Annotated in this window: 21 protein-coding genes; 20 read left to right on the top strand and 1 reads right to left on the bottom strand. The window is 37.5% G+C overall.

What is annotated here, in order from left to right; genetic code table 11:
* The first annotated feature begins 45 nt into the window (after positions 1-45).
* The 15 genes from B5D25_RS01255 (at position 46) to B5D25_RS01185 (ending at position 15808) form a co-directional block, all read left to right on the top strand.
* On the top strand, positions 46-798 hold the full coding sequence (locus B5D25_RS01255; RefSeq protein WP_078785928.1) for an ABC transporter ATP-binding protein: 753 nt from the start codon (positions 46-48) through the stop codon (positions 796-798).
* A gap of 9 nt (positions 799-807) precedes the next feature.
* Positions 808-1905 carry an ABC transporter permease gene (locus B5D25_RS01250; RefSeq protein ID WP_078785927.1) on the top strand — a complete coding sequence of 366 codons (1098 nt, stop codon included), beginning with the start codon at positions 808-810 and terminating at the stop codon, positions 1903-1905.
* Complete coding sequence (locus B5D25_RS01245) at positions 1902-3158, top strand: ABC transporter permease (protein WP_078785926.1); 1257 nt, start codon at positions 1902-1904, stop codon at positions 3156-3158. The genes B5D25_RS01250 and B5D25_RS01245 overlap by 4 nt, the downstream gene beginning before the upstream one ends.
* A gap of 64 nt (positions 3159-3222) precedes the next feature.
* Entirely contained in the window at positions 3223-4284 is a 1062-nt protein-coding gene (locus B5D25_RS01240) for a sensor histidine kinase (protein ID WP_159444045.1), read from the top strand.
* 1 nt (position 4285) lies between these two features.
* On the top strand, positions 4286-4936 hold the full coding sequence (locus B5D25_RS01235; protein ID WP_078785924.1) for a response regulator: 651 nt from the start codon (positions 4286-4288) through the stop codon (positions 4934-4936).
* Positions 4937-4951: 15 nt separating this feature from the next.
* Positions 4952-6295, top strand: coding sequence for a precorrin-6y C5,15-methyltransferase (decarboxylating) subunit CbiE (cbiE, locus tag B5D25_RS01230; RefSeq protein ID WP_078785923.1), 1344 nt, complete (start codon positions 4952-4954; stop codon positions 6293-6295).
* Positions 6296-6340: 45 nt separating this feature from the next.
* A complete protein-coding gene (locus B5D25_RS01225; RefSeq protein ID WP_078785922.1) occupies positions 6341-7711 on the top strand; it encodes a cobyrinic acid a,c-diamide synthase CobB in 1371 nt (456 codons plus the stop codon).
* On the top strand, positions 7712-8581 hold the full coding sequence (locus B5D25_RS01220) for an HAD family hydrolase (protein WP_078785921.1): 870 nt from the start codon (positions 7712-7714) through the stop codon (positions 8579-8581).
* Positions 8582-8598: 17 nt separating this feature from the next.
* Positions 8599-9402 (top strand): ATP-dependent sacrificial sulfur transferase LarE, encoded by an 804-nt coding sequence (gene larE, locus B5D25_RS01215; RefSeq protein ID WP_078785920.1) that lies wholly within the window; start codon positions 8599-8601, stop codon positions 9400-9402.
* A 4-nt stretch (positions 9403-9406) separates the two neighbouring features.
* Positions 9407-10165 (top strand): nickel pincer cofactor biosynthesis protein LarB, encoded by a 759-nt coding sequence (gene larB / locus B5D25_RS01210; RefSeq protein WP_078785919.1) that lies wholly within the window; start codon positions 9407-9409, stop codon positions 10163-10165.
* Between the two features lie 3 nt (positions 10166-10168).
* Complete coding sequence (larC, locus tag B5D25_RS01205; protein ID WP_078785918.1) at positions 10169-11431, top strand: nickel pincer cofactor biosynthesis protein LarC; 1263 nt, start codon at positions 10169-10171, stop codon at positions 11429-11431.
* Between the two features lie 63 nt (positions 11432-11494).
* On the top strand, positions 11495-12610 hold the full coding sequence (locus B5D25_RS01200) for an aldo/keto reductase (RefSeq protein WP_078785917.1): 1116 nt from the start codon (positions 11495-11497) through the stop codon (positions 12608-12610).
* 29 nt (positions 12611-12639) lie between these two features.
* Positions 12640-12888: a cysteine-rich small domain-containing protein gene (locus tag B5D25_RS01195; protein WP_078785916.1), complete on the top strand. Its 249-nt coding sequence runs from the start codon at positions 12640-12642 to the stop codon at positions 12886-12888.
* A 113-nt stretch (positions 12889-13001) separates the two neighbouring features.
* Complete coding sequence (gene trkA / locus B5D25_RS01190; protein ID WP_078785915.1) at positions 13002-14357, top strand: Trk system potassium transporter TrkA; 1356 nt, start codon at positions 13002-13004, stop codon at positions 14355-14357.
* 14 nt (positions 14358-14371) lie between these two features.
* Entirely contained in the window at positions 14372-15808 is a 1437-nt protein-coding gene (locus B5D25_RS01185) for a TrkH family potassium uptake protein (protein WP_078785914.1), read from the top strand.
* A 54-nt stretch (positions 15809-15862) separates the two neighbouring features.
* On the opposite strand, the gene B5D25_RS01180 is transcribed toward B5D25_RS01185, so the two are convergent.
* Positions 15863-16498, bottom strand: a complete 636-nt coding sequence (locus B5D25_RS01180) for a type I phosphoribosyltransferase (protein ID WP_078785913.1) — start codon at positions 16496-16498, stop codon at positions 15863-15865.
* A 175-nt stretch (positions 16499-16673) separates the two neighbouring features.
* Between B5D25_RS01180 and queF the strand changes: the two genes are divergently transcribed.
* The 5 genes from queF to B5D25_RS01160 are packed head-to-tail and all read left to right on the top strand — an operon-like array spanning position 16674 to position 21911.
* Positions 16674-17168 (top strand): preQ(1) synthase, encoded by a 495-nt coding sequence (gene queF / locus B5D25_RS01175; protein WP_078785912.1) that lies wholly within the window; start codon positions 16674-16676, stop codon positions 17166-17168.
* A 2-nt stretch (positions 17169-17170) separates the two neighbouring features.
* Positions 17171-18571, top strand: a complete 1401-nt coding sequence (locus B5D25_RS01170) for a bifunctional folylpolyglutamate synthase/dihydrofolate synthase (RefSeq protein ID WP_078785911.1) — start codon at positions 17171-17173, stop codon at positions 18569-18571.
* On the top strand, positions 18564-18707 hold the full coding sequence (locus B5D25_RS12965; protein WP_173473007.1) for a hypothetical protein: 144 nt from the start codon (positions 18564-18566) through the stop codon (positions 18705-18707). The genes B5D25_RS01170 and B5D25_RS12965 overlap by 8 nt, the downstream gene beginning before the upstream one ends.
* Positions 18708-19937 (top strand): tetratricopeptide repeat protein, encoded by a 1230-nt coding sequence (locus B5D25_RS01165; protein ID WP_078785910.1) that lies wholly within the window; start codon positions 18708-18710, stop codon positions 19935-19937. It begins immediately after the preceding gene.
* A 33-nt stretch (positions 19938-19970) separates the two neighbouring features.
* Positions 19971-21911: an HAD-IIB family hydrolase gene (locus B5D25_RS01160; protein ID WP_078785909.1), complete on the top strand. Its 1941-nt coding sequence runs from the start codon at positions 19971-19973 to the stop codon at positions 21909-21911.
* The last annotated feature ends 85 nt before the right edge of the window (positions 21912-21996 follow it).

Raw genomic sequence — 21996 nt, 5'->3', positions numbered from 1 at the left:
CTTTATGCATAAAGAACTATAGAAATATAAATTTGGGAGACATATATGGAAGTTATTTTAAAAACAAAAGATCTGACAAAGAAATACGGCGACAAGGTAGTCGTAGATAATTTAAATATCGAGATAAAGAAGGGTGAGATATTCGGACTTCTTGGACCGAATGGTGCCGGAAAAAGTACAACCATGAATATGATCTGCGAGGTTATAAAACCTACTCTCGGAACTATTGAATTCATGGGCGGTGATATAAGAAAGAACAGAAAAAAATTACTTTCAAAACTTGGTTATATACCGCAGGAACTTGCTATACACGGTAATCTTAAGGCTTGGGAAAATGTTGAACTTTTCACATCGCTTTACGGGATCAAGGGAGAAAAACTTAAAAATATAGTAGATGAATCTCTTGATTATGTAGGACTTTTAGATAAGAGAAATGAATATGCAAAGAATTTCTCGGGAGGAATGAAAAGAAGACTTAATATAGCATGTGCAATAGGTCATGAGCCGGATCTTCTTATATTCGATGAGCCGACAGTTGGTATCGATCCTCAGTCTCGTAATTTTATTCTTGAGAAGATCAAAGAGTCCAACAAAAAGGGCGCAACAGTCATATATACAAGCCATTACATGGAAGAAGTTGAGGCGATATGTACCAGGATAGCAATTATGGACAATGGAAATATAATTGCCAGCGGTACTTGTGAAGAATTGAAGAAACTTGTTGTTGATGATATTGAAAAGATAACACTTGAAGAAGTATTCCTGACACTTACAGGTAAGAAGCTTAGGGATTATTAAGGAGAAGACATGATTAGATATATCATAAAAAATAATGTAAAAATTTTGATGAGAAATTTCATATTCGTCATTGTTCTTACTGTGGCACCTCTTCTCATGACAGCAATTCTTTCCAGCGGTTTTTCGTCATTAATGGCGAAGCATAAAAAGGATATTACAAACTTTGAAGTGGCTTATTCTCTGGGGGATGATAAATCCGGTCCGGTTACGGATGAAGTTATGGGAAAGATGATAGATTTCGCAGAATCTTCCGGAATAAGTTTTGTAGAAATAAATGAAAAGGATCCGGATAAAGTTTTAGAGGCCGGTACTTATCCTGCGTTTATACTTTTTGATAGTGAAGGATATAAGATTTATCAGGGTAAAGACAGTGAAGTTGAAGGAAAGAAACTTGAATATGTTCTTTATGTTGCCTTTGATAAGTTCAGCGATATGGCTGTATTTGGCGGTAATGAAGGCAGTTCGGATATAACGCTTGATGTTAAAAATCCGAAATTTATGAAAGAGATAGATGCAACTGATTACTATGGAATAATTGAAATTGTATATTTTGGATGGTGTTCGATCCTTGTTGGCGCAATCCTTATAAGTGCTGAAAAGAAAAACAGGATAGTGGAAAGATTTTATGTTTCGGGGCTGGACACTGCAAAAGTTTATTTTTCAAAATATATACCACTTGGTTTAGTGACTGTATTTTGTCTGGAAATAGGTGTTGTATTTGAACATATCCTAAATGGTGTTCATTTCGGTAATTTATTTATAACGACGCTGATCATCATGCTTCTGTCTTTTGCATCTATGGCATTTGGACTTATGATCAATGCCATTGTAGATAATATGATTGCAACGGTCATCATTCTTTTTACAATCATATGGACTATGGGATATATCGGCGGAAGCTTTGAAACATATATGTTTTCATGGGTTCCGGATAAAGTTAAACATATTTCTCCGATATATCATACAAACAGAGCATTGGTGGAATTATCATGCAACGGAAAAAGCGATTATGTTGTAAGTGCTGTTATTTACATGATAGCCATATCGGTAATTTGTTCTGTAATTGCTATATTTGTAAGTTATCTTAGGAGGAAAGGAAAAAGATGAGTAAACTTATTCGTTCAAGCTTAAAATTAATATTCAGAAATAAAGCCTTCTGGTTTTTCATCGTGATTATTCCATTTCTTTCCATACTTATTCTCGCCAAGAAGAGTGAAGGAACATTCTATAAAGAGAAAGATAAGGATGGTATTATTGAGCTGAAAAAAGAAGATGACAGAGTGGCGTATGCAACATATGGTTCTACGAATAAATATATTGTAAAGGTTTATGACGCATCCGGAAGTGATCTTTCAGAATATATGCTTACAAAGATTGGTGAAAGCGGAATGTTTAAAGTCTGCAGATATAAAGATCTATCAATGACCAAAGATAAAGCAGACAAAAGAGCTGATTTTGATGCATTTAATGATAGAGCGCAGCTGATAATCTATCTTAATCCGGATTTTGATAAGGCAGTGTCCGAAGGGAAATTTGATGAAGCAATGACATTATATGTTGTTTCTGATGATCAGAGGTATGAGCTCTTTAGTATGAGTTTTAAAGACTTACTTAATGATATGGGAAGAGCTATATCTAAAGCGGGCGGAATCGATGGGGCACTGGAGATTCTTCGTGAAAAAGACAATATGAGTCTTGAGAAAGAAGTGATCGAATATCAGGACAAAAATGAGAAAACGTTAACAGAAAAACAGTATGGACAGCGCAGTAAGATAGGTTATGCAATGTCAATTCTCACTCTTTGCTATGTTTTTTGCGGAGTTTTTGTTTCACATACAATTGTTGAAGAGATAAAGGATAAGGTTCTTTTAAGAATTAAACTTACAGGGACAAAAACCACTACATATTTCGGAGCGAAGATAATTACAGCGATGATCACATCGGTAATGATCACAGTCTCAATTTGGATTGAATTATTTATCATAAAAGAAGAAAGCCTGGGTATGTCCAGAGAAAAGCTGGTATTAATGATGTTCCTCATGGGAATAATATTCAGTATATTCAGTGTTCTTATGGGAGCCTTGATAGGAAATATCCTTACCGCAAATTATGTTGCATTTACTGTATGGTCATTATCATCAGTATTTTCGGGGCTTTTCTTCCCGATAGATGATATGAGTAAAGGACTTAAATCCATATCATATCTGATGCCGCAAAGATGGTTTATGGAAGCGTCGGAAAAGATTATTTGTAAGGACAATAATGCATATTTTATGTTATTATGTATTACAGGAGCATATCTGTTCGTAATACTTTGTCTTGGAGGGGTAATCCTTAAGTATAAGAAAAATGAAACGTGAAAATTATTTTGAAATTTTAAGGATATTCAATTTGATATTGTTCTCAGTATATGGAATTCTTAGGATGAATCATTCGGCAGGAGTACCTTTAAGGGTATTCCTGCTGGTTGCGTTTATAATTGGGGTATTTTGCATCAAAGAAATGCTTAAAGGAAACAAAAAACTGATACTTACATTTGTTGTTTCAGCAAGCTGCGTGCCTTTGGTATATCGTTATAAAGATGCATTTATTCTGTTGTTTGTACTAATGATTTTGGAAATTATCGATTATTTTCATCCACCATGGGAGATGTATTTAGCGGCAATCATAATTCCATTTATATTAAAGGTATCGAATCTTTATCTGATCATACTTATAACATTTTATCTTTTGATGATTTATATACAGCATAGCCGAATGATAATCTATTATATCAACAGAATTTCAAAAGATACGGAGAAAGAGCAGGCATTAAAAAAGAATTTGGAGCTTAAGAATAAGCAGACTGAGATGGAGCTTAAGAAGAACAGACTTATAGCCGAGAATCAGATTCTTGAAGAAAAGGCAAGGATTTCTCAGACATTACATGATAAGCTTGGACATAATATAAATGGTTCCATCTATCAGCTTGAAGCGATAAAACTCCTTATAGATAATGACCCTGAGAGAACTAAGAAAATGACTCAGGCGGTTATTGATCAGCTTCGCGGCGGTATGGATGAGATAAGAGGAATACTTAGGAAGGAGAAGCCGGATAAGAATCAAATGGCTCTTCTTCAGATATATAAATTATGTGAGGACTGCAACAGCAAGGGAGTTGAAACGGAATTTGTCAAAGAGGGAAATCTTTCGGATGTAAATGAGAAACAGTGGGAGATCATACTGGACAATGCATATGAAGCGGTGTCTAATTCGATGAAATATGCGAAGTGCTCTCATATCAACATTAAGATCATTGTTATGAATAAGCTTATTAGATGCAGCATTTCCGACGATGGTGTCGGATGTTTTGAGATAAAAGATGGAATGGGTATATCAGGAATGCGTAGAAGGATAAGAGAAGCGGGTGGAAATATAAGCTTTGAAACGCAGCCGGGCTTCACTGTTAATATGATACTTCCTGTAAAAGAGACCGGAGGAAAGTGATATGGATAAGATTAAAGTCATCATAGCGGACGATAGCGATTTTGTAAGAGATGGGATGAAGATTATCCTTGATATCGATCCGGATTTTGAAGTATTGGGTGCCGCTGCAAACGGCAAAGAAGCTATAGAAATGGCAGAGAAATGTAAGCCTGATGTATTTGTGATGGATATACAGATGCCTGTTATGGACGGGATTCAGGCTACCAAACATATAGTTGAAAATGATCTTGGTAAGGTTTTGATACTTACAACATTTGATGATGATCAGCTTGTTAAAGAAGCTCTCAGCAATGGAGCAAAGGGATATCTTATCAAAAATCATACTCCCGAACATCTTAAACAGATGATAAAATCCGTATATAACGGAGCGGGTGTAATGGATGGTGATATACTTCATAACTTAGCAGCAGAAGTTACTAAAGTAGATAAAGTTGATATGACTTCAGGATTCGACAGTTCACCTTATTCCGAAAGAGAACTTGAGATCATTAAAGCAGTTGCAGAAGGGCTATCCAACAAGGAGATAGGAGAAAAGCTTTTCATTTCCGAAGGTACGGTTAAAAATTATATTTCCGGAATATTATCAAAAGAAAATCTGTCACATAGGACAGCACTTGCGGTATACTATCTTACAGGGAAAAAGAGCTCATAGAAGAAAGGGTTAAATATGAATGCGCACAATATAGATATAGCCCTTGTGGGTGCAGGTATGGGAAGTGAATCATGCCTTACAAAAGAAGTTAAAAATCTTATAGATAATGCAGACATCGTCTTTGGTGCAGCAAGATTAAGTAACTCTTTTGGCGACAGTGACAGACAGAATGTTATAGATACATATAGAGTAAATGATATGATTGAAAAACTCGAAGAAGCTGATAAAGATATAAAAGCTGTATTTATATATTCCGGGGATTCCGGATTCTACAGCGGTGCGGAAGCAGCATATCTTAGGGTTAAGGAATGGGCGGAAGAGAAGAAGAAAGAAAATGCAGATCTTAATGTAAATATTGAGATTAAAGCAGGGATTTCTTCAGTATCTTATCTTGCTTCAAGAATCGGTATATCATGGCAGGATGCAAAGCTTTACAGCCTTCACGGAAGAGAATATAAAGGCAGAGTTCCTGAAGTTATCGAGTCTGCAAGATACAATGAAAAGACTTTTGTACTTCTTTCAGGTGCATCTGATGTTATAAGGCTTACAGATGAAATCCTAAATATCAAAAATGTAATCCTCTATCTCGGATATCATCTTTCTTATGATGATGAAGAAGTAATGACCATAACTTCCGATAAGAAGGAAGAATTCCTAAAAGGAGAGATAAAAGAAGGTTTATATACGGCATTCATTCAAAATGTTTCGCCTGAGACAAAGTATCTTTCATATGGTATTCCGACAGAAGAGTACATAAGAGAAGAAAATGTTCCCATCACCAAAGAAGAGGTGAGGGAGATAGTTTTAAGCAAATTAAGACTGTTCAGAGGATGTACTTTTTATGATATCGGTGGCGGTACAGGCGGAGTAACGGTTGATGTTGCAAAGATATCTCCTGATATAAAAGTTATATCTATAGAGAAGAGGCCGGAGAGAACAGAACTTATCCGTAAGAATATCGATAAGTTTGGACTGCGTAATGTAACGCCTCTTACAGGAAATGCAACAGAAACACTTGCTTTATTTGATGAAAATAATCTTGTCAAAAATGATAATGAATATGAAAATTATGTGCGAGAGATTATCAAAAATAATCCTCCGGACAGAGTTTTTATAGGTGGAACTGAGGGGCAGTTCCGTGATATAATAAGAGAGTTAAAAAAGTTCGGAAGAAAAATCAGAGTCTGTATGACAGCTGTTACACTTGAAACGAGAAATGAAATCTTAAAGCTGGCTGATGAAGATACAGTCGATGATCTTTCGGTAGTAGAGGTAAATATTTCCAAACTTGTCAGACTTGGTAAACAGCATATGATGAAGGCGGAAAATGGTATCCTCGTAGCTACATTTCAATTATAAAAGGGTTTTCAACGGCAATATTTAAAGAGCGATTCGGAGGAGTAGATGAGAGAACCGGCTTTTATGATTGCTGCACCTGGTTCGGGCAGCGGAAAGACACTTATTACATGCGGTATGTTAAGCCTTCTTAAAAAGAAAGGCTATAAACCGCGTGCGTTTAAGTGCGGCCCTGATTATATCGATCCGATGTTTCATAAGAAAGTTCTGGGGATACCTTCCAGAAATCTTGATACATTTTTTACCGGAAAGGATATGACAAGGGCTCTGTATCAGCAACCTGAGGAAAGCTATACTCATGATATTTCCGTGATAGAAGGTGTCATGGGTCTATATGACGGATTAGGCGGTATAAAGGAAGAAGGTTCTTCCTATGACCTGGCCTGTAAACTTCGTATTCCGATAATTCTAGTGGTTGATTCTCATGGTATGAGCAGATCGATCATTCCACTTATTTCAGGTTTTCTTCGTTATGACAGAGAACATCTGATAAAGGGTGTTATTTTCAATAAAATGAGTGAAAAAGTATATAAGACCATCAGCCCGCTTGTGGAAAGTGAACTTGGAGTCATTCCGATAGGATATATTCCTGTTATGAAAGAAATCAAAGTTGACAGCAGACATCTCGGGCTTAAGAGCCCTGACGAGATAAGAGGACTGAGAGAAAGTTTTGATATCCTGGCGAAGACTATGGATAAGACACTTCAGCTTGATAAGTTAAAAGAACTTTCTTCTATGGCAGAAAATCTGTCCCGGTATAAGTATGATATTAAAGATGTGAGCGGTGGAAAGAAGATACGTATAGGAATCGCAAAAGATGCGGCATTTTCATTTTTCTATGAAGATAATCTTCGTGCATTAAAAGCTGCGGGAGCAGAGCTTGTTCCATTTTCGCCGATCCATGATGATATACTTCCGGATAACTTAAGCGGTCTTATATTCTACGGAGGCTATCCTGAATTATATCTCAGGGAGCTTTCGGCTAATCTCAATATGATCAACAGTATCAGAGATGCTGTTAAAGGCGGAATGCCTGTTATAGCTGAGTGCGGAGGTTTTATGTATATGCATGATGCCATAACGGGAAGTGATGGAATCGATTATAAAATGTGCGGTATAGTGCACGGTAAATGTTGCAATATGGGGAAACTGGTCAGATTCGGATATGTAAATATCCGGGAGAAGAATAGTAAATTTTTAGGAAAATCCGAAGTGATAAAGGGACATGAATTTCATTATTATGACAGTTCGGATAATGGTATTTCCTGCATTGTTGAAAAACCTGTATCGGGTAACAGTTGGGACGAAGTGAAAGTCGGTCAGGTTTCATGGATGGGATTTCCGCATATTTATTATCCGTCGAATCCGGAATATGTCTATCACTTTATAGAGGTAGCAAAGAAATATCAGGAGGGTTAGATGGCAAGCTATAGTGGAAGAGATAATATAGTTTTGGCTATATGTTATGATTTTGATAAAACGCTTACTCCTACAGATATGCAGGCTCAGGGCTACATCCAGTCAGTAGGGTATGATGTTGGGGAATTCTGGGACAAAACCAATATTTTAGCAGAGAAAAATGAAATGGACAGTAATCTTGCTTACATGTATGTAATGATGGATGAAGCAAGAGGACGTCTTATATTCAATAGAGAAAAGCTTCAGGAATATGGTAAAAATGTTCAGCTTTTTCAAGGGGTTGAAGACTGGTTTGACCGTCTGAATGAATATGGCTGTCAAAGAGGTATAACGGTTGAACATTATATTATTTCATCGGGACTTAAAGAAATGATAGAAGGTACCGAGATAGCGAGAAGGGGTGTGTTCAGGAAGATTTATGCCAGCTCATTTTTCTATGATGACAGAGGCATGGCTGTATGGCCGGCCCAGGTTATAAATTATACCAACAAGACTCAGTATCTTTTCAGAATCGAGAAGGGTGTACTCGATATTAATGATGATAAGGTAAATGAGTATTTTGCACCTGAAAATATGAGGGTTCCTTTCAGAAATATGGTATATATAGGCGACAGTGACACGGATATACCGTGTATGAAGCTTGTAAATATAAATGGCGGTCACTCCATAGGAGTTTACAACCCTGATACCAATAATAAGGACAGGGTATATAAAATGCTTAGAGATAACAGGATCAGATATTTTGCTCCTGCGGATTACAGAGAAGGTTCTGAGCTTGATAAACTTTTAAAAGAGATAATTGATAAGACCGTTGCTTATGAGGCGTTGGAGACGAAACATATAAAAGACCTTTATGAAACAAAGGAATGATTCGGGGGTGATAACAAATGGAAAAATACGAAGCATTAAGAACATATTTCAAACGGCTTGATGGGGTTGCGGTTGCATTTTCGGCCGGCGTTGATTCGACTTTTCTTTTGAAAGTTGCACATGAAATATTAGGGGACAAATGTATTGCGATCACAGCAAAGTCGCCGGGAGTACCGGGGGTCGAGATAAAGGAAGCAGAGGATTTTTGTAAGAAGGAAAATATAAAACATATTATATTTGAATCCGAAGAATATAAAATTCCTGAGTATGCATCCAATATCAATGAAAGATGTTATTATTGCAAAAAATATATTTTCGAGAAGATCATTAGTTTAGCTAAAGAAGAAGGTATTGATACGGTTGTTGAGGGAACCAATAAAGATGATGTTGCCGATTACAGACCGGGATTTCGTGCTGTTAAGGAATTAAATATCGCAAGTCCCCTTCTTGAGTATGAATTTACCAAGAAGGATATAAGAGAAAAGTCGCAATTACTCAATCTTCCGACATTCGATAAGAATTCATTTTCTTGTCTTGCTTCAAGAATTCCTTACGGAGAAGCTATATCTCCGGAACTGCTTAAGAAGGTTGAGGCAGCGGAAGAAGTGCTTAGAACACTTGGGCTTAAACAGTACAGAGTGAGAGTACATAATCAGACATTGGCAAGAATCGAGGTTCTTCCGGAAGACATTGAACTTGTTATAAGAGAAGTGAGCAGACGAGTTATCTCTGACAGATTTCACGAGCTGGGCTTCAAATATATCACTGTAGATCTTAACGGATACAGAACCGGAAGTATGAATGAAGTTTTGGAGAGTTAGGTAAATGGATGACCTGAGGATAACATTAGAGGAATTTAAAAAAGGAAATATAAATGAGGATGAAGTTATCCTTAGACTCAAGAAGAAACCTTTTGTGGATATAGGATATGCAAGCTTCGATTCTCATAGAAGTATACTTCAGGGAAATACAGAAGTTATTTATGGCGCCGGTAAGACTGCGGAGCAGATCATAGGAATAGTTCGTACTATGCTTTTAAATGATGAGAAGCATATACTTATTACAAGATTGGATGATGAGAAGGCAAAAGCTCTGGTAAATGAGTCGTATCTCTGTGATGTGACAAAGTATTATCCGGAGGCAAGACTCGCTGTAGTCGGAGGATTTAAACCTTGCGATACAGAAGGATATATAGCAATTGTAACAGCAGGTACAAGTGATATACCTGTTGCTGAGGAAGCGGCGATAACGGCTGAATTTCTTGGGAATAAAGTTGAAAGGATTTATGATGTCGGTGTAGCCGGACTTCACAGGCTTCTTTCTCATCTTGATAAGATAATGGCTGCAGATGTGATAATAGCCATAGCCGGTATGGAAGGTGCTCTTGCGAGTGTTGTTGGAGGGCTTGCCAGCTGCCCTGTTATAGCTGTTCCAACCAGCGTAGGATATGGTGCTTCATTTGAGGGGCTTTCCGCACTGCTTTCGATGTTAAACAGCTGTGCAAGCGGTGTATCGGTAGTAAATATCGATAACGGATTTGGTGCGGCATATCAGGCCGGAATGATAAACCATAAAAGAGGATGATAAATGAATATTTTATATTTTGATTGTAATATGGGAGCTGCAGGAGATATGTTTTCCGCAGCGCTCTATGAACTTCTTTCTGAAGAAGATAAGAAGGTATTTTGTAGTACTTTAGAAAAATGTTTTGCCGGAAAAGAAATCAATACAGATATGGAAAAGTCCGTTAAATGCGGTATAACCGGAACTCATTTTAAAGTAAAAATAAAGGGAGTGGAGGAGGAGTCTCACGACCATCACCACCACGACCATGATCATGGTGAGTATGACCATGAGCACGATCATGACCACGGTGAGCATGACCATGAGCACGACCATGACCATCATCACACTTCTTTGAAAGATATTTTGGATATGGTTGAAGGATTCGCTATATCAGACAAGATAAAAGCTGACGTAATGGGAATATACAAGATGATTGCGGAGGCGGAAAGTGCGGCTCACGGTAAAGAAGTTTCAGAGATCCATTTTCATGAAGTCGGTTCCCTGGATGCGGTAGTGGATATAACATCGGGAAGCATACTTATGAATATGATCTCACCTGATAAAGTTGTGGTTTCTCCTATCCACGTAGGAAGCGGAAAAGTAAAATGCATGCACGGCATAATGCCTGTTCCGGCGCCGGCGACAGCATTTATCTTAAAGGGTGTTCCGATATACGGTGGAAGGATAGAAGGAGAGCTTTGTACTCCGACAGGAGCGGCACTTCTCAGATATTATGCTGATGAATTCGGAAATATGCCTGTAATGGCCGCTGAAAAGATCGGTTACGGCATGGGCAAAAAGGATTTTGCAGCAGCAAACTGTCTAAGAGTTTTTCTTGGCCAGGCAAAAGATGCCACAGACAAGGTATATACACTTGAATGTAATATAGATGATATGACGGGCGAAGATTTAAGCTTTGCAAAGGATAAGCTGCATAAAGAAGGTGCGCTTGATGTATTTACAACTGCAATAGAGATGAAGAAGAACAGACCGGGTATTCTTCTTTCTGTTATTTGCAGAGAAAATGACAGAAAACGTATGGCGGAATGTATATTTAAATATACAACAACCATCGGTATAAGACTGACGGAACATGACAGATTTATCCTTGAAAGAAATGAGGAAACCATATCTACGACTTTAGGAGATGTTTCGGTAAAGTTTGTTTCGGGTTATAAGACATCACGTCATAAGATAGAATTCAGTGATCTTAAGAAGATTGCAGAGAAGAATGATCTCTCCATAGCAGAGGTAAGACAAAGATTAAATGAAGAAATATCCTGAATAAAGGGTTTTCGGATATAAAAAAGAACCATTAAGGTTCATGAGGAAAACGGAGGTACTATTATGGATTTTCCTATTAAAGATTGTATGAAGCTTGGATTTGGTCTTATGAGGCTTCCACGTAATTCATCGGACGAGATCGATGTTGAACAGGTCAAGAAAATGATTGACGTATTTTTCGAGAATGGTGGAAGATATTTCGATACCGCATTTGTATACGGCGGTTCGGAAGTGGCTACAAAGAAAGCGCTTGTCGAAAGATATCCGAGAGAATCTTACTATCTTGCTACTAAGTTGAATGCTTCTTCATTTGCATGCAAAAACGAAGAAGAGGCAAAGCAGGAGTTTTATACCAGTCTTGAAAGACTCGGTACCGAATATATTGATTTCTATCTGCTTCATGCTTTAGATACGAACAATATTCCTCTTTATGAGAAATATCATCTTTGGGACTATGTTAAGCAGCTTAAAGCAGAAGGAAAGGTTAAGCATTACGGATTTTCATTCCATGATCAGCCTGAAGTACTTGAGAAACTTCTTCAGGATCATCCTGATGTGGAATTCATTCAGCTTCAGATCAATTATGCTGACTGGGATGACGTGATCGTTAAGTCACGTGAATGTTACGAAATAGCTGAAAGATACAATGTTCCGGTTGTAGTAATGGAACCTGTAAAGGGTGGAACACTTGCATTTCCGCCTGATGTTGTAAGAGAAGTATTTGAAAAGGCAGATGAAAAAGCAAGTCCTGCATCATGGGCTGTACGTTTCGCTGCATCACTTCCGAATGTTATGGTTGTACTCAGCGGTATGTCAAACCTTGAGCAGGTTGAAGATAATGTATCTTACATGAAAGATTTTAAGACATTATCTGATGACGAGAAGCAGGTTGTTGAAGAAGCAAGAGAAGCTCTTAAGAGTATCGATTCGATCAAATGTACAGCATGCAGATACTGTACACCGGGATGTCCGAAGAAGATCAGAATTCCGGATATTTTCTCTTCGATGAATACATATCTTATGTACAATAATCTTGACAGAGCACGCCAAACATATTCATGGAATACAGAGGAGTCAAAGGCTTCTGATTGTATCAAGTGCAGAAAATGCGAAAAGGCATGTCCGCAGCATCTTAAGATAGTTGAGTATCTTGAGCAGGTTGCAGCTGTCCTTGAGTAAAAAGAAAGGATTAAAAAGGGTAAAGGCAGATGGAGGACTATTCATTCTCAAATATGTATTTTGAAAATAGAAGTTGCAAATATTATCCGTGTCATAAGGGTACGGAGCATATAAACTGTCTGTTCTGCTTTTGTCCTTTATATCGTTATGAGAATTGTCCGGGGAATCCGAAATATAAGGAGAAGGACGGCAGAATGATCAAGGTATGTACAGATTGTACATTTCCGCATGAAAAAGAAAATTACGATAAGATCATGGAACTGCTTAAAAAGGGATAGGGGTATTTATTTACCTGCAGTTGACTAAAAATCAACTAATTGTTAAAATTACGTAATGTATTTTTAGATTTTATGATTTATCTTATTTTCTTGGACAGTAGAGGTATGTTGAAATGAACATTATCATAGCCGGATGCGGCAAGGTTGGTCATACTCTTGCCGAACAGCTGAGTAGTGAAGGACATCAGATCACAGTTATGGATATAAATGCAGAAGCAGTGCATGGTGTTTCCGCAGACTGTGATGTTATAGGTTATATAGGCGATTGTACAAGTTTCAGGGCACAGCATGAAGCGGGGATTAAGAACACAGATCTTCTTATAGCTGCAACCAATGAAGATGAGAAGAATATGCTTACATGTCTCATTGCGCGTAAGACAGGACATTGTCAAACCATAGCCAGAGTCAGAAGTCCTCAGTATTCTGAAGAAATCGGATTTCTCAAAGAAGAACTCGGACTTTCAATGTCGGTAAATCCTGAGAGTGCAGCGGCTCATGAGATATTAAGACTTATACAGGTTCCTTCTGCATATGAAGTTGATACATTTGCAAAAGGAAGAGTCAATCTTATAAGTCTCGTCATTCCTGAAGGATCGCTTCTTGATGGTTTAAGACTTCGAGATTATTATCCAAAGGTTAAGGAAAGTGCTCTTATCTGTGTAGTTAAGAGAAATGACGAGATCATAATACCTGACGGTAATTTCATACTGGCTGCCGGAGATACAATATCAGTTACTTTACCTCTTTCATCAGTTAATACATTTTTAAATAAGATCGGTATTAAGACCAAGAAGATCAAAAGTGTACTTATTGCCGGAGGCGGAACCATAAGTTATTATCTTGCGGACAGTCTTATTAAATCAGGACTTAATGTTAAGATTATCGAGAAGAATTCAGAGAGATGTTATGAACTGTCCGAGCTTCTTCCTCGTGCCATGGTCATAAATGGTGATGCTACAGACAAATCCCTTCTCTTTGAAGAATCAATCAAGGAAATGGATGCTGTATGCTCACTTATGCATAGTGATGAGGCCAATATATTACTTTCGCTGTTTGTCAAAAAAGAGACAGAGGCGAAGGTTATGACAAGGGTTCACAGAAAATCGTATGAAGATATGGTTGCTGAGATGCCTGTGGGAAATATCATTTCAACCAAGAAGATCACTGCAGAATATATAACAAGATATATTCGTTCCATGAAGAACTCAGAAGGAAGTAACGTTGAAACTCTTTACAGAATGATGGAAGGAAGAGTTGAGGGACTTGAGTTCAATATAAAGAGCAGTTCTAAGCTTTCAGGTAAGGCGCTTAAGGATATTTCCATAATTCCTAATACTCTTATCTGCTGTATTTACAGAAATAGAAAAGTAATCATCCCGGGTGGTAATGATACCATCGAAGTCGGGGACAATGTTATCGTTGTTACGACCAAAAAGGGACTGAATGAAATAGACGATATTCTGGCGTAAAGAGGAGAATCAAAATGAATTATTCCATAATAATTTATGTTCTGGGACTTTTGCTTCAATTTACCGCCGGATTTATGATGATACCCGAGTTAGTCGGAAATATATATCATGAGACAAATGCTTTGTATTTCCTGCTGGTTGCCTCGGGTGCACTTCTTGTTGGTTCGTTGCTTAGACTTAAAAAACCAAAAGACAAGAGAATGCATGCCAAAGAAGGTATGATAATAGTTGCTCTTGGCTGGATAGTATTAAGCTTGGTAGGAGCTATCCCTTATTTTATCAGTGGAGAGATAAGTTCATATACGGATGCCGTTTTTGAGACTGCATCAGGATTTACAACAACCGGAGCAAGTATACTTACGGATGTTGAGTCTATGTCGCATTGTATGCTCTTCTGGAGAAGTTTTACTCATTGGCTGGGTGGAATGGGTGTTCTTGTATTTATCCTTGCTGTTATGCCTTCAGGGGCAGACAGTATGCATCTTATGAAGGCTGAAAGCCCGGGCCCGTCGGTTGATAAGCTTGTTCCGAGAGTAAGACAGACTGCATTTTATCTTTATGCAATTTATTTTGCCATGACAGCTATAGAGATAGTGGTTCTTATATGCGGAAAGATGCCTGTATTTGACTCATTCTGTATAAGTTTCGGTACAGCCGGAACCGGAGGATTCTCAGTTAAGGCAAGCGGAATTGCGGATTATAATGTATTCTGTCAGGTGACAATAACTGTATTTATGTTCCTTTTCGGTATTAACTTCAAGTTCTATTATCTGATTCTTTGCAAGAAGATAAAGGATGCATTTAAAATGCAGGAAGTCAGATGGTATCTAGGCATATATGCAGTAGCAGTAGCTATAATTGTTGTAAGTATTATCGGACAGGTCGGAAGTTTTGGAAAAAGTCTTAATCAGGCAAGTTTCCAGGCTGCATCCATAATGACTACTACAGGTTATGCAACCACAGATTTCAATCTGTGGGGAACACTTCCGCAGTGTGTACTCGTACTCATTATGTTTGTTGGTGCGTGTGCCGGAAGTACAGGTGGTGGAATCAAGGTTTCACGTATTATAATCTATGCTAAAGAGATTAAAAATGAAATCTCATATCTTGTTCATCCGAGAAGTGTCAAGAGAGTAACAATGGACGGAAAGGCAATCGATGATACAACTCTAAGAACTGCAAATGCTTTCCTTGGAGCCTATGTATTTATATTTGCGATTTCCTTCCTGCTCATATGTATAGACGGATTTGATTTTACATCCAGCTTCACGGGAGTAGCGGCGACTATCAATAATATCGGACCCGGTCTTGGCGTGGTTGGACCTTACGGAGGATTTTCAGGATTCAGTTGTTTATCAAAATGGGTATTCATTTTTGATATGATAACGGGACGACTTGAGATATTCCCTATGCTTATATTATTTAACTTCGCTACTTGGAGGAAGAAATAAAAAAACACACCAGAGATTTTTCTCTGATGTGTTTTTTGTTTGATGTATATAATCTTATAAACTTGAAAATCCTGTTGATGAAACGATTCCGTTAAGACGAATATTTCCTTTGCAAAGTGGACAATCATTTGAAGGATATGAGCAGTAATTATCAATATCCTTTGCATGGAAGATTCCGTTGATCGGATGGCCCGCAACTTCGTCCTTAGCGGAGAATATAGCTGAAATTCCGCTTACGATACCGCCGTAATATTCGATACATTCAAGAGCTTTCTCTATGGTATGTCCTGTTGTTGCGGTAGCAAGAAGCAGAAGTACATTCTTCTTATTGACCATAGGAATAACATTGTCTTTGAATGTTAACTGTCCCATGGAATTCTGATCCGGTTCAATGATATATATTGTACCGTGTGCATTCATGGACATGATTCCCGATGCTGTCAGTTCGTCTGCAAGATATGCACCGATAACTTCGGTTCCGTCCATACAGATTATAGTATCAACTATGGTTGATGCGATATAATCAGAAGCCATAGACTTTGCAACAGCTTTAGCTTCACTGCATCTTGCCTTAAGGGTGGTAAGATCGATGAAGTAATTGATATGTGATGATGAAGTTGCAAAATGTCCAGGTGTAACTTTGAGATTAATGAGATTATTATACTTTGAAGTAATCTTATAAGTCTGCATTGTTGTGCCCTCCAATACTGTTTTTCCCCACGTTTCACGAAAGCTTGAATAACCGGAAAATTGGTTCGCTTTCATACTAAAATTATAACTTTATTTTTAATATATGACAAGAAGAAAAAATGTGTTAATATATTCATTAGTATGCTGATAAATAAAGAAAAACGGAGGTGTTTTTATGTCCAGAAATGAGAAAGAAACAGAAGGAATTTCCCTACTTGGAAATCAGGGTGTAAAGTACCCTTCGGGTTATGCTCCACAGGTGCTGGAGACCTTTGTCAACAAACATCAGGAGAATGATTATTTTGTAAAATTCAATTGCCCTGAATTTACAAGTTTATGTCCGATCACAGGTCAGCCGGACTTTGCAACCATTTATATTTCTTATGTTCCTGATGTAAAGATGGTTGAAAGTAAATCTTTAAAGCTGTATCTTTTCAGCTTCAGAAATCATGGCGATTTCCACGAGGATTGTATAAATACAATAATGAAGGATCTTATAAAACTCATGGATCCTAAGTATATCGAGGTTTGGGGTAAATTCACTCCAAGAGGAGGTATTTCCATAGATCCTTATTGTAATTACGGAAGACCGGGAACAAAGTGGGAAAATGTTGCATGGGACAGACTTGCGCAGCATGATATGTACCCTGAAAAAGTTGACAATAGATAGAAATGGCAGGAAATGAGATGCTTACGGTTGAAGATATAGTTAATGACGAAAAGAAGCTGAGTATACAGGATGTTACCGAATATATACTGGCAATCCCTAAATTTGCAGAGAAGATAGGAACTGAAAATCTTAGGAAAGTTATGGATAAGCTGGGGAATCCTCAGAATAAGGTTAAGGCGGTTCATATAGCGGGAACCAATGGCAAAGGTTCAACAACCGAGATGATAAGACTTATGCTTTCCGAAGCGGGATATAAGACAGGAGCATTTACTTCACCGCATCTTGTTAAGATAAATGAGAGAATTAAGATTGACGGCGTTGATATAAGTGATGAGGATTTTATTGCTTCATTTCGTGATGTCATGAAGGTGGTCGATAAGTATTCTCTTATGCATCCATCATTTTTTGAATATATATTTGCGATGGCTGCCGTATATTATGAAAGACAGAATGTAGATTATGTTGTTTATGAGACAGGAATGGGCGGAAGGCTTGATGCTACCAATATCATTGATCCTGTCGTTACTGTAATAACTTCAATAGGTATGGACCATATGCAGTATCTGGGTGATACCGTGGAGAAGATTGCATATGAGAAAGCGGGCATTATAAAGCCGGGAGTTCCTGTGATCCATAACTGTATAGATCATGGTGACATTGATAAGGATTTAAAGATCAAAGCATCAAAGGTTATTGAAGATACAGCAAAGGCTAATGATTCAAAATGCATTTTCATATCAGAGGTCGATGAAAGACTTAATGAATGGCTGGGGTTAAAGAATTCTGAAAATACCGTGAAGGCTGTTAATAATCCTGCATTTTATGTGCAGTACCAGAAGGAAAATGCATCGGCTGCCATAAAAGCATTTGAATCCATCATGTCACTTACCCGTGATAAGGCTTTAGAGAGTTACGATGTGATATTAAGAGCTCTTAATAATTTCAAAATGCCTGCACGTATGGAAAAAATAAAAAATAATGTTATAATAGACGGAGCTCACAATACTGATGCAATCCCGCAGTTTCTTTCAGCTGTAAGGGATATGGTTGATAGAGAGAAGCCTGCAAATGTTAAATTCATATTTGCGGTTTCAAATGATAAAGATTATCCTGCCATGGTCAGGATGATATGTGAATCGAAACTGTTTGATGAGATTTATCTGACTACATTTAATTCATACAGAACAACAGATGCCGACAGTATCTGTAAACTGTTTAGAGAAATGATTGATAATAATGCCGAATACGGTAAGAAGATCAAAACTGTAAGATCGATTCCTATTTTGAGCGAATGCCTGGATACAGTTCTTTCAGGCCTTTTGGATAATGAGATGCTTTTCACTGCGGGGTCGCTTTATCTTGCAGGTGAGATAGAAGCATATAAGGAGATACATAATGCTTGATTTTGATGAAGAATTAAAGAATTTCACTAAGAATTATGAGGTTGATCAGACCGAGGATGCGATTTACAACAACGATCTTAAAGATATAACGGATGTTGTTATGCAAATGACTGCAGACTTGAGAGGAAATAAATAAATGGCTATCAGAAAAAGATGTATTTATTGCGGAGCACCGGTAAGTACAAATGGTTATTGTACTGAATGCCGTCTTCCGGATAAATTTCTTAGAAAAGCAAGAAATACTTCGGGATATCATTATAATATCGCTCTCGAAAAAGCTAAGATGAGAGATCTTTATGGGGCTATAGAATCCCTTAAGGTGTCTCTTAGATATAATAAGAAAAATATCGATGCCAGAAATCTTTTGGGCCTTATTTATTATGAAGTAGGAGAGATGGTTAAAGCTCTTAAACACTGGGTTATGAGTGTTAACTATCAGGCAAAGGATAATCCGGCTGTTCACTATCTTAAAGAAGTTCGTGACGATAAGAAAGCCCTCGAAGAAGCAAATGATCTTGCGAGGATGTATAATCTTGCTCTTGGATATGCCGCAGACAGATCATTTGATCTTGCGGTTATTCAGTTAAAAAAATGTATATCGCTTAATAAACATTTTGTTAAGGGATATCTTCTGCTTGGTCTTATAGAGAATGAGCAGGGAAGAACAGGAAGAGCAAAGAAGACAATAAGACGAGTTCTTGCCATAGATAAGAATAATCCGAGAGCGCTTCATTTCCTTAGAGAAATGGGTGAATCCGAAGGGGATATCGTAAGAGATATAGATGCCGCAAGAGAAGAAGAAACTCTTGAGGATGATTATTATGGAATGGAAAGCGTGACGGCTGACGGAAAAAGACCTGCACGTAAGATTGAAGTTCCTGACAGAAGAGTTAAAAGTGACAGTCTTCTCAACAGAAAATATAGAACCATCAGTCGCGCGAGAATGTCGAATATCTACGTTTTGGTGGGTATTCTCATAGGTGTAGGTGTTCTTTATCTGATGATGATACCTGTAAGAGATAAGAAAAATAAGACTGAAATGGCGAAGGTTGAAGCTAGCTACAGTGAGAGACTGGCTTCAAAGAATTCTGAGACGGATAATCTTTTAAATGAAAAGGAAGCTCTTAACAAAACTATCGAAGATTTGAAAAAGTCTGAAGAAGAGCTGAATAATAAGATTAATTCGCTTGAAGAGAAGAACAGTAAGCTTCAGAAAGTTATTAATGATAATAACATTTCAAGTCCGGATCTTGGAAATGCAACATCGCAAGATGCATCCAAGAAGGGCGATAATGATAAAAAAGATGAAAAGGGTACCAACGGTATTTCTGACACCGACATCAATAATATGATCGATAATGAGTGATCATAATGCTTCTCGTTGGTATAGATAAGTATCATGTCTGTTAAGTATGTTATAAAGCAATATTCGAAGATGGCATTGCAAAATGTGGTTCTTCCGGGTATTTACAATAAATATAAAGATCTTCCGATTGAAAAAGGGAAGATAATATTTGCAGCAAGTCATCATGAAGGTCTTGATGAAAATATGAGACCTGTAGCTGACAGACTGAATAAATATGGTTATACGTATATTGATATGTGCAGGGATTATAGTCTTATGAGTACATCGGAAAAGACTGCTCATGTCAAAGAATTTATGAAAGAATATGCTACGGCAGAATATGTTTTTTTATCAAATTATTTTCTGCCGGTTGCTTCTTGTAAGAAAAGGCCGGAGACTAAGGTAGTGCAGTTATGGCATTCCGGTGGGCTTCTTAAAACAATGGGATTTGATGCGAAGGATGATATTCCTGCATATTATAATAAAAGTCCTATGAATAATACGGATATATTTGCAGTAAGTGCAAAATCCGTTGCGCCTTTTATTGAGAAGGCACTAAAGCTGTCTCATAATATTTGTAAGCCACTTGGTATGGCCAGGACAGACAGTTATTATGATGAAGAGAAGAATGCTGAGCAGAGGGAAAGGTTCTATAAATTATATCCGGAAGCAAAGGGTAAGAAGATATGTATCTATGCGCCGAGCTTCTCCGGAAATGCAGGTAATCCTGATTGTAAAGGTCTTAAGTCAGGTATCAATAAGGTATTTGACAGACTGTCGGATGAATGGTTCTGTATCATTACTTTACATCCACTGCTTCAGAAGAAATATCCTGAATATAAATGCAGAATGCATACATATGAGATGCTTCCTGCAGCAGATCTTCTGATCACAGACTACTCATCAATAGTTTATGATCATATGTTATACAGGAAACCATTTATCTTCTTTGTTCCTGATTATGATCATTATAAAAACGGAAGAGGACTTTATCTTGAACCTCATAATCTGGGGGCAAAGGTAACGAAGAGCCTTAAGGAATTATATTCCATGATGAGAGACGGAAGTTACATGATTCCGGAAAAGGTTCTTGAGGATGATATAAAAGAATATATGACTATGTGTGATGGAAATGCAGTTGAAAGAATTCTTACTGCAGCCGGTATAAAGCCGAAGACATCACTTATAGCGATAGATTTGGATGATACATTTTTAGACGCAACAGGAAATATGACCGAATATGCCGGAAATGCTTTGAAGGAAGCTGTTGAAAAGGGCGTTGAAGTGGTCATTGCCAGTGGAAGATCATACAATTCACTTCCTGAGGAAGTTGTAAATATTCCCGGTATAAGATATGCAATCTGTTCAAATGGTGCGAATGTTGTTGATAATGTATCGAAGGAAAGGATTCATTCATTTTTCATGACAAAGCAGTCTGTTATAGAAGTGCTTTGGGTGGCGGATAAATTCGGCCTTTACACAGATGCATTTATGGATGGCATCCCTCATTCATCTGTTGATTATCTAAATTCTCTTGACGAAAGGACCAATCTTACAAAGCATAGGATCAGCTATGTAAAGAGGACGAGAATTCCGGAGAAGGATATCAAAAAATTCATCTATGATAATATCGATAGACTGGATTGTCTTAATGTCATGATCCATGATAAGGATAAGAGAGAAGAGCTTCTGAAGGAGCTTGAGAGAATAGACGATATCTATATCACATCATCTATCCCGCATCTTATAGAGATATCATATAAGGAATGCGGAAAGGAAAAAGGTCTTCAGATAGTCGGTGAAAAGCTTGGAATTCCGAAAGAGCAGATGGCTGCATTTGGAAATGCGGATAATGACTGCGGAATGATAAGTTATGCCGGAAAGGGATATGCTGTATCAAATGCTTCTGAAAGTTGTATCGAAGCAGCCGACATAGTTATAGGTCCGAATAGTGAGGACAGTGTAGCCAAGGAGATATTTGAACTTATTAAATAAACAGCCTTTGTATGGCTGAAAAAATAATATGATTCATATGGATAAATAAAAAATATATGATATAATTACTCTATGAATTTTTCAT

Source organism: Eubacterium ruminantium (genome assembly GCF_900167085.1).
GTDB classification, from domain to species: domain Bacteria; phylum Bacillota; class Clostridia; order Lachnospirales; family Lachnospiraceae; genus Eubacterium_Q; species Eubacterium_Q ruminantium.
The sequence above is the reverse complement of the archived record's forward strand: the minus strand, read 5'-3'. Positions and strand labels throughout refer to the sequence as shown.

Coding starts and splice junctions, on each gene's coding strand:
- B5D25_RS01255 (WP_078785928.1), top strand. CDS start 46: ATGGAAGTTATTTTAAAAACAAAAGATCTGACAAAGAAATACGGCGAC.
- B5D25_RS01250 (WP_078785927.1), top strand. CDS start 808: ATGATTAGATATATCATAAAAAATAATGTAAAAATTTTGATGAGAAAT.
- B5D25_RS01245 (WP_078785926.1), top strand. CDS start 1,902: ATGAGTAAACTTATTCGTTCAAGCTTAAAATTAATATTCAGAAATAAA.
- B5D25_RS01240 (WP_159444045.1), top strand. CDS start 3,223: ATGAATCATTCGGCAGGAGTACCTTTAAGGGTATTCCTGCTGGTTGCG.
- B5D25_RS01235 (WP_078785924.1), top strand. CDS start 4,286: ATGGATAAGATTAAAGTCATCATAGCGGACGATAGCGATTTTGTAAGA.
- cbiE (WP_078785923.1), top strand. CDS start 4,952: ATGAATGCGCACAATATAGATATAGCCCTTGTGGGTGCAGGTATGGGA.
- B5D25_RS01225 (WP_078785922.1), top strand. CDS start 6,341: ATGAGAGAACCGGCTTTTATGATTGCTGCACCTGGTTCGGGCAGCGGA.
- B5D25_RS01220 (WP_078785921.1), top strand. CDS start 7,712: ATGGCAAGCTATAGTGGAAGAGATAATATAGTTTTGGCTATATGTTAT.
- larE (WP_078785920.1), top strand. CDS start 8,599: ATGGAAAAATACGAAGCATTAAGAACATATTTCAAACGGCTTGATGGG.
- larB (WP_078785919.1), top strand. CDS start 9,407: ATGGATGACCTGAGGATAACATTAGAGGAATTTAAAAAAGGAAATATA.
- larC (WP_078785918.1), top strand. CDS start 10,169: ATGAATATTTTATATTTTGATTGTAATATGGGAGCTGCAGGAGATATG.
- B5D25_RS01200 (WP_078785917.1), top strand. CDS start 11,495: ATGGATTTTCCTATTAAAGATTGTATGAAGCTTGGATTTGGTCTTATG.
- B5D25_RS01195 (WP_078785916.1), top strand. CDS start 12,640: ATGGAGGACTATTCATTCTCAAATATGTATTTTGAAAATAGAAGTTGC.
- trkA (WP_078785915.1), top strand. CDS start 13,002: ATGAACATTATCATAGCCGGATGCGGCAAGGTTGGTCATACTCTTGCC.
- B5D25_RS01185 (WP_078785914.1), top strand. CDS start 14,372: ATGAATTATTCCATAATAATTTATGTTCTGGGACTTTTGCTTCAATTT.
- B5D25_RS01180 (WP_078785913.1), bottom strand. CDS start 16,498: ATGCAGACTTATAAGATTACTTCAAAGTATAATAATCTCATTAATCTC.
- queF (WP_078785912.1), top strand. CDS start 16,674: ATGTCCAGAAATGAGAAAGAAACAGAAGGAATTTCCCTACTTGGAAAT.
- B5D25_RS01170 (WP_078785911.1), top strand. CDS start 17,171: ATGGCAGGAAATGAGATGCTTACGGTTGAAGATATAGTTAATGACGAA.
- B5D25_RS12965 (WP_173473007.1), top strand. CDS start 18,564: ATGCTTGATTTTGATGAAGAATTAAAGAATTTCACTAAGAATTATGAG.
- B5D25_RS01165 (WP_078785910.1), top strand. CDS start 18,708: ATGGCTATCAGAAAAAGATGTATTTATTGCGGAGCACCGGTAAGTACA.
- B5D25_RS01160 (WP_078785909.1), top strand. CDS start 19,971: ATGTCTGTTAAGTATGTTATAAAGCAATATTCGAAGATGGCATTGCAA.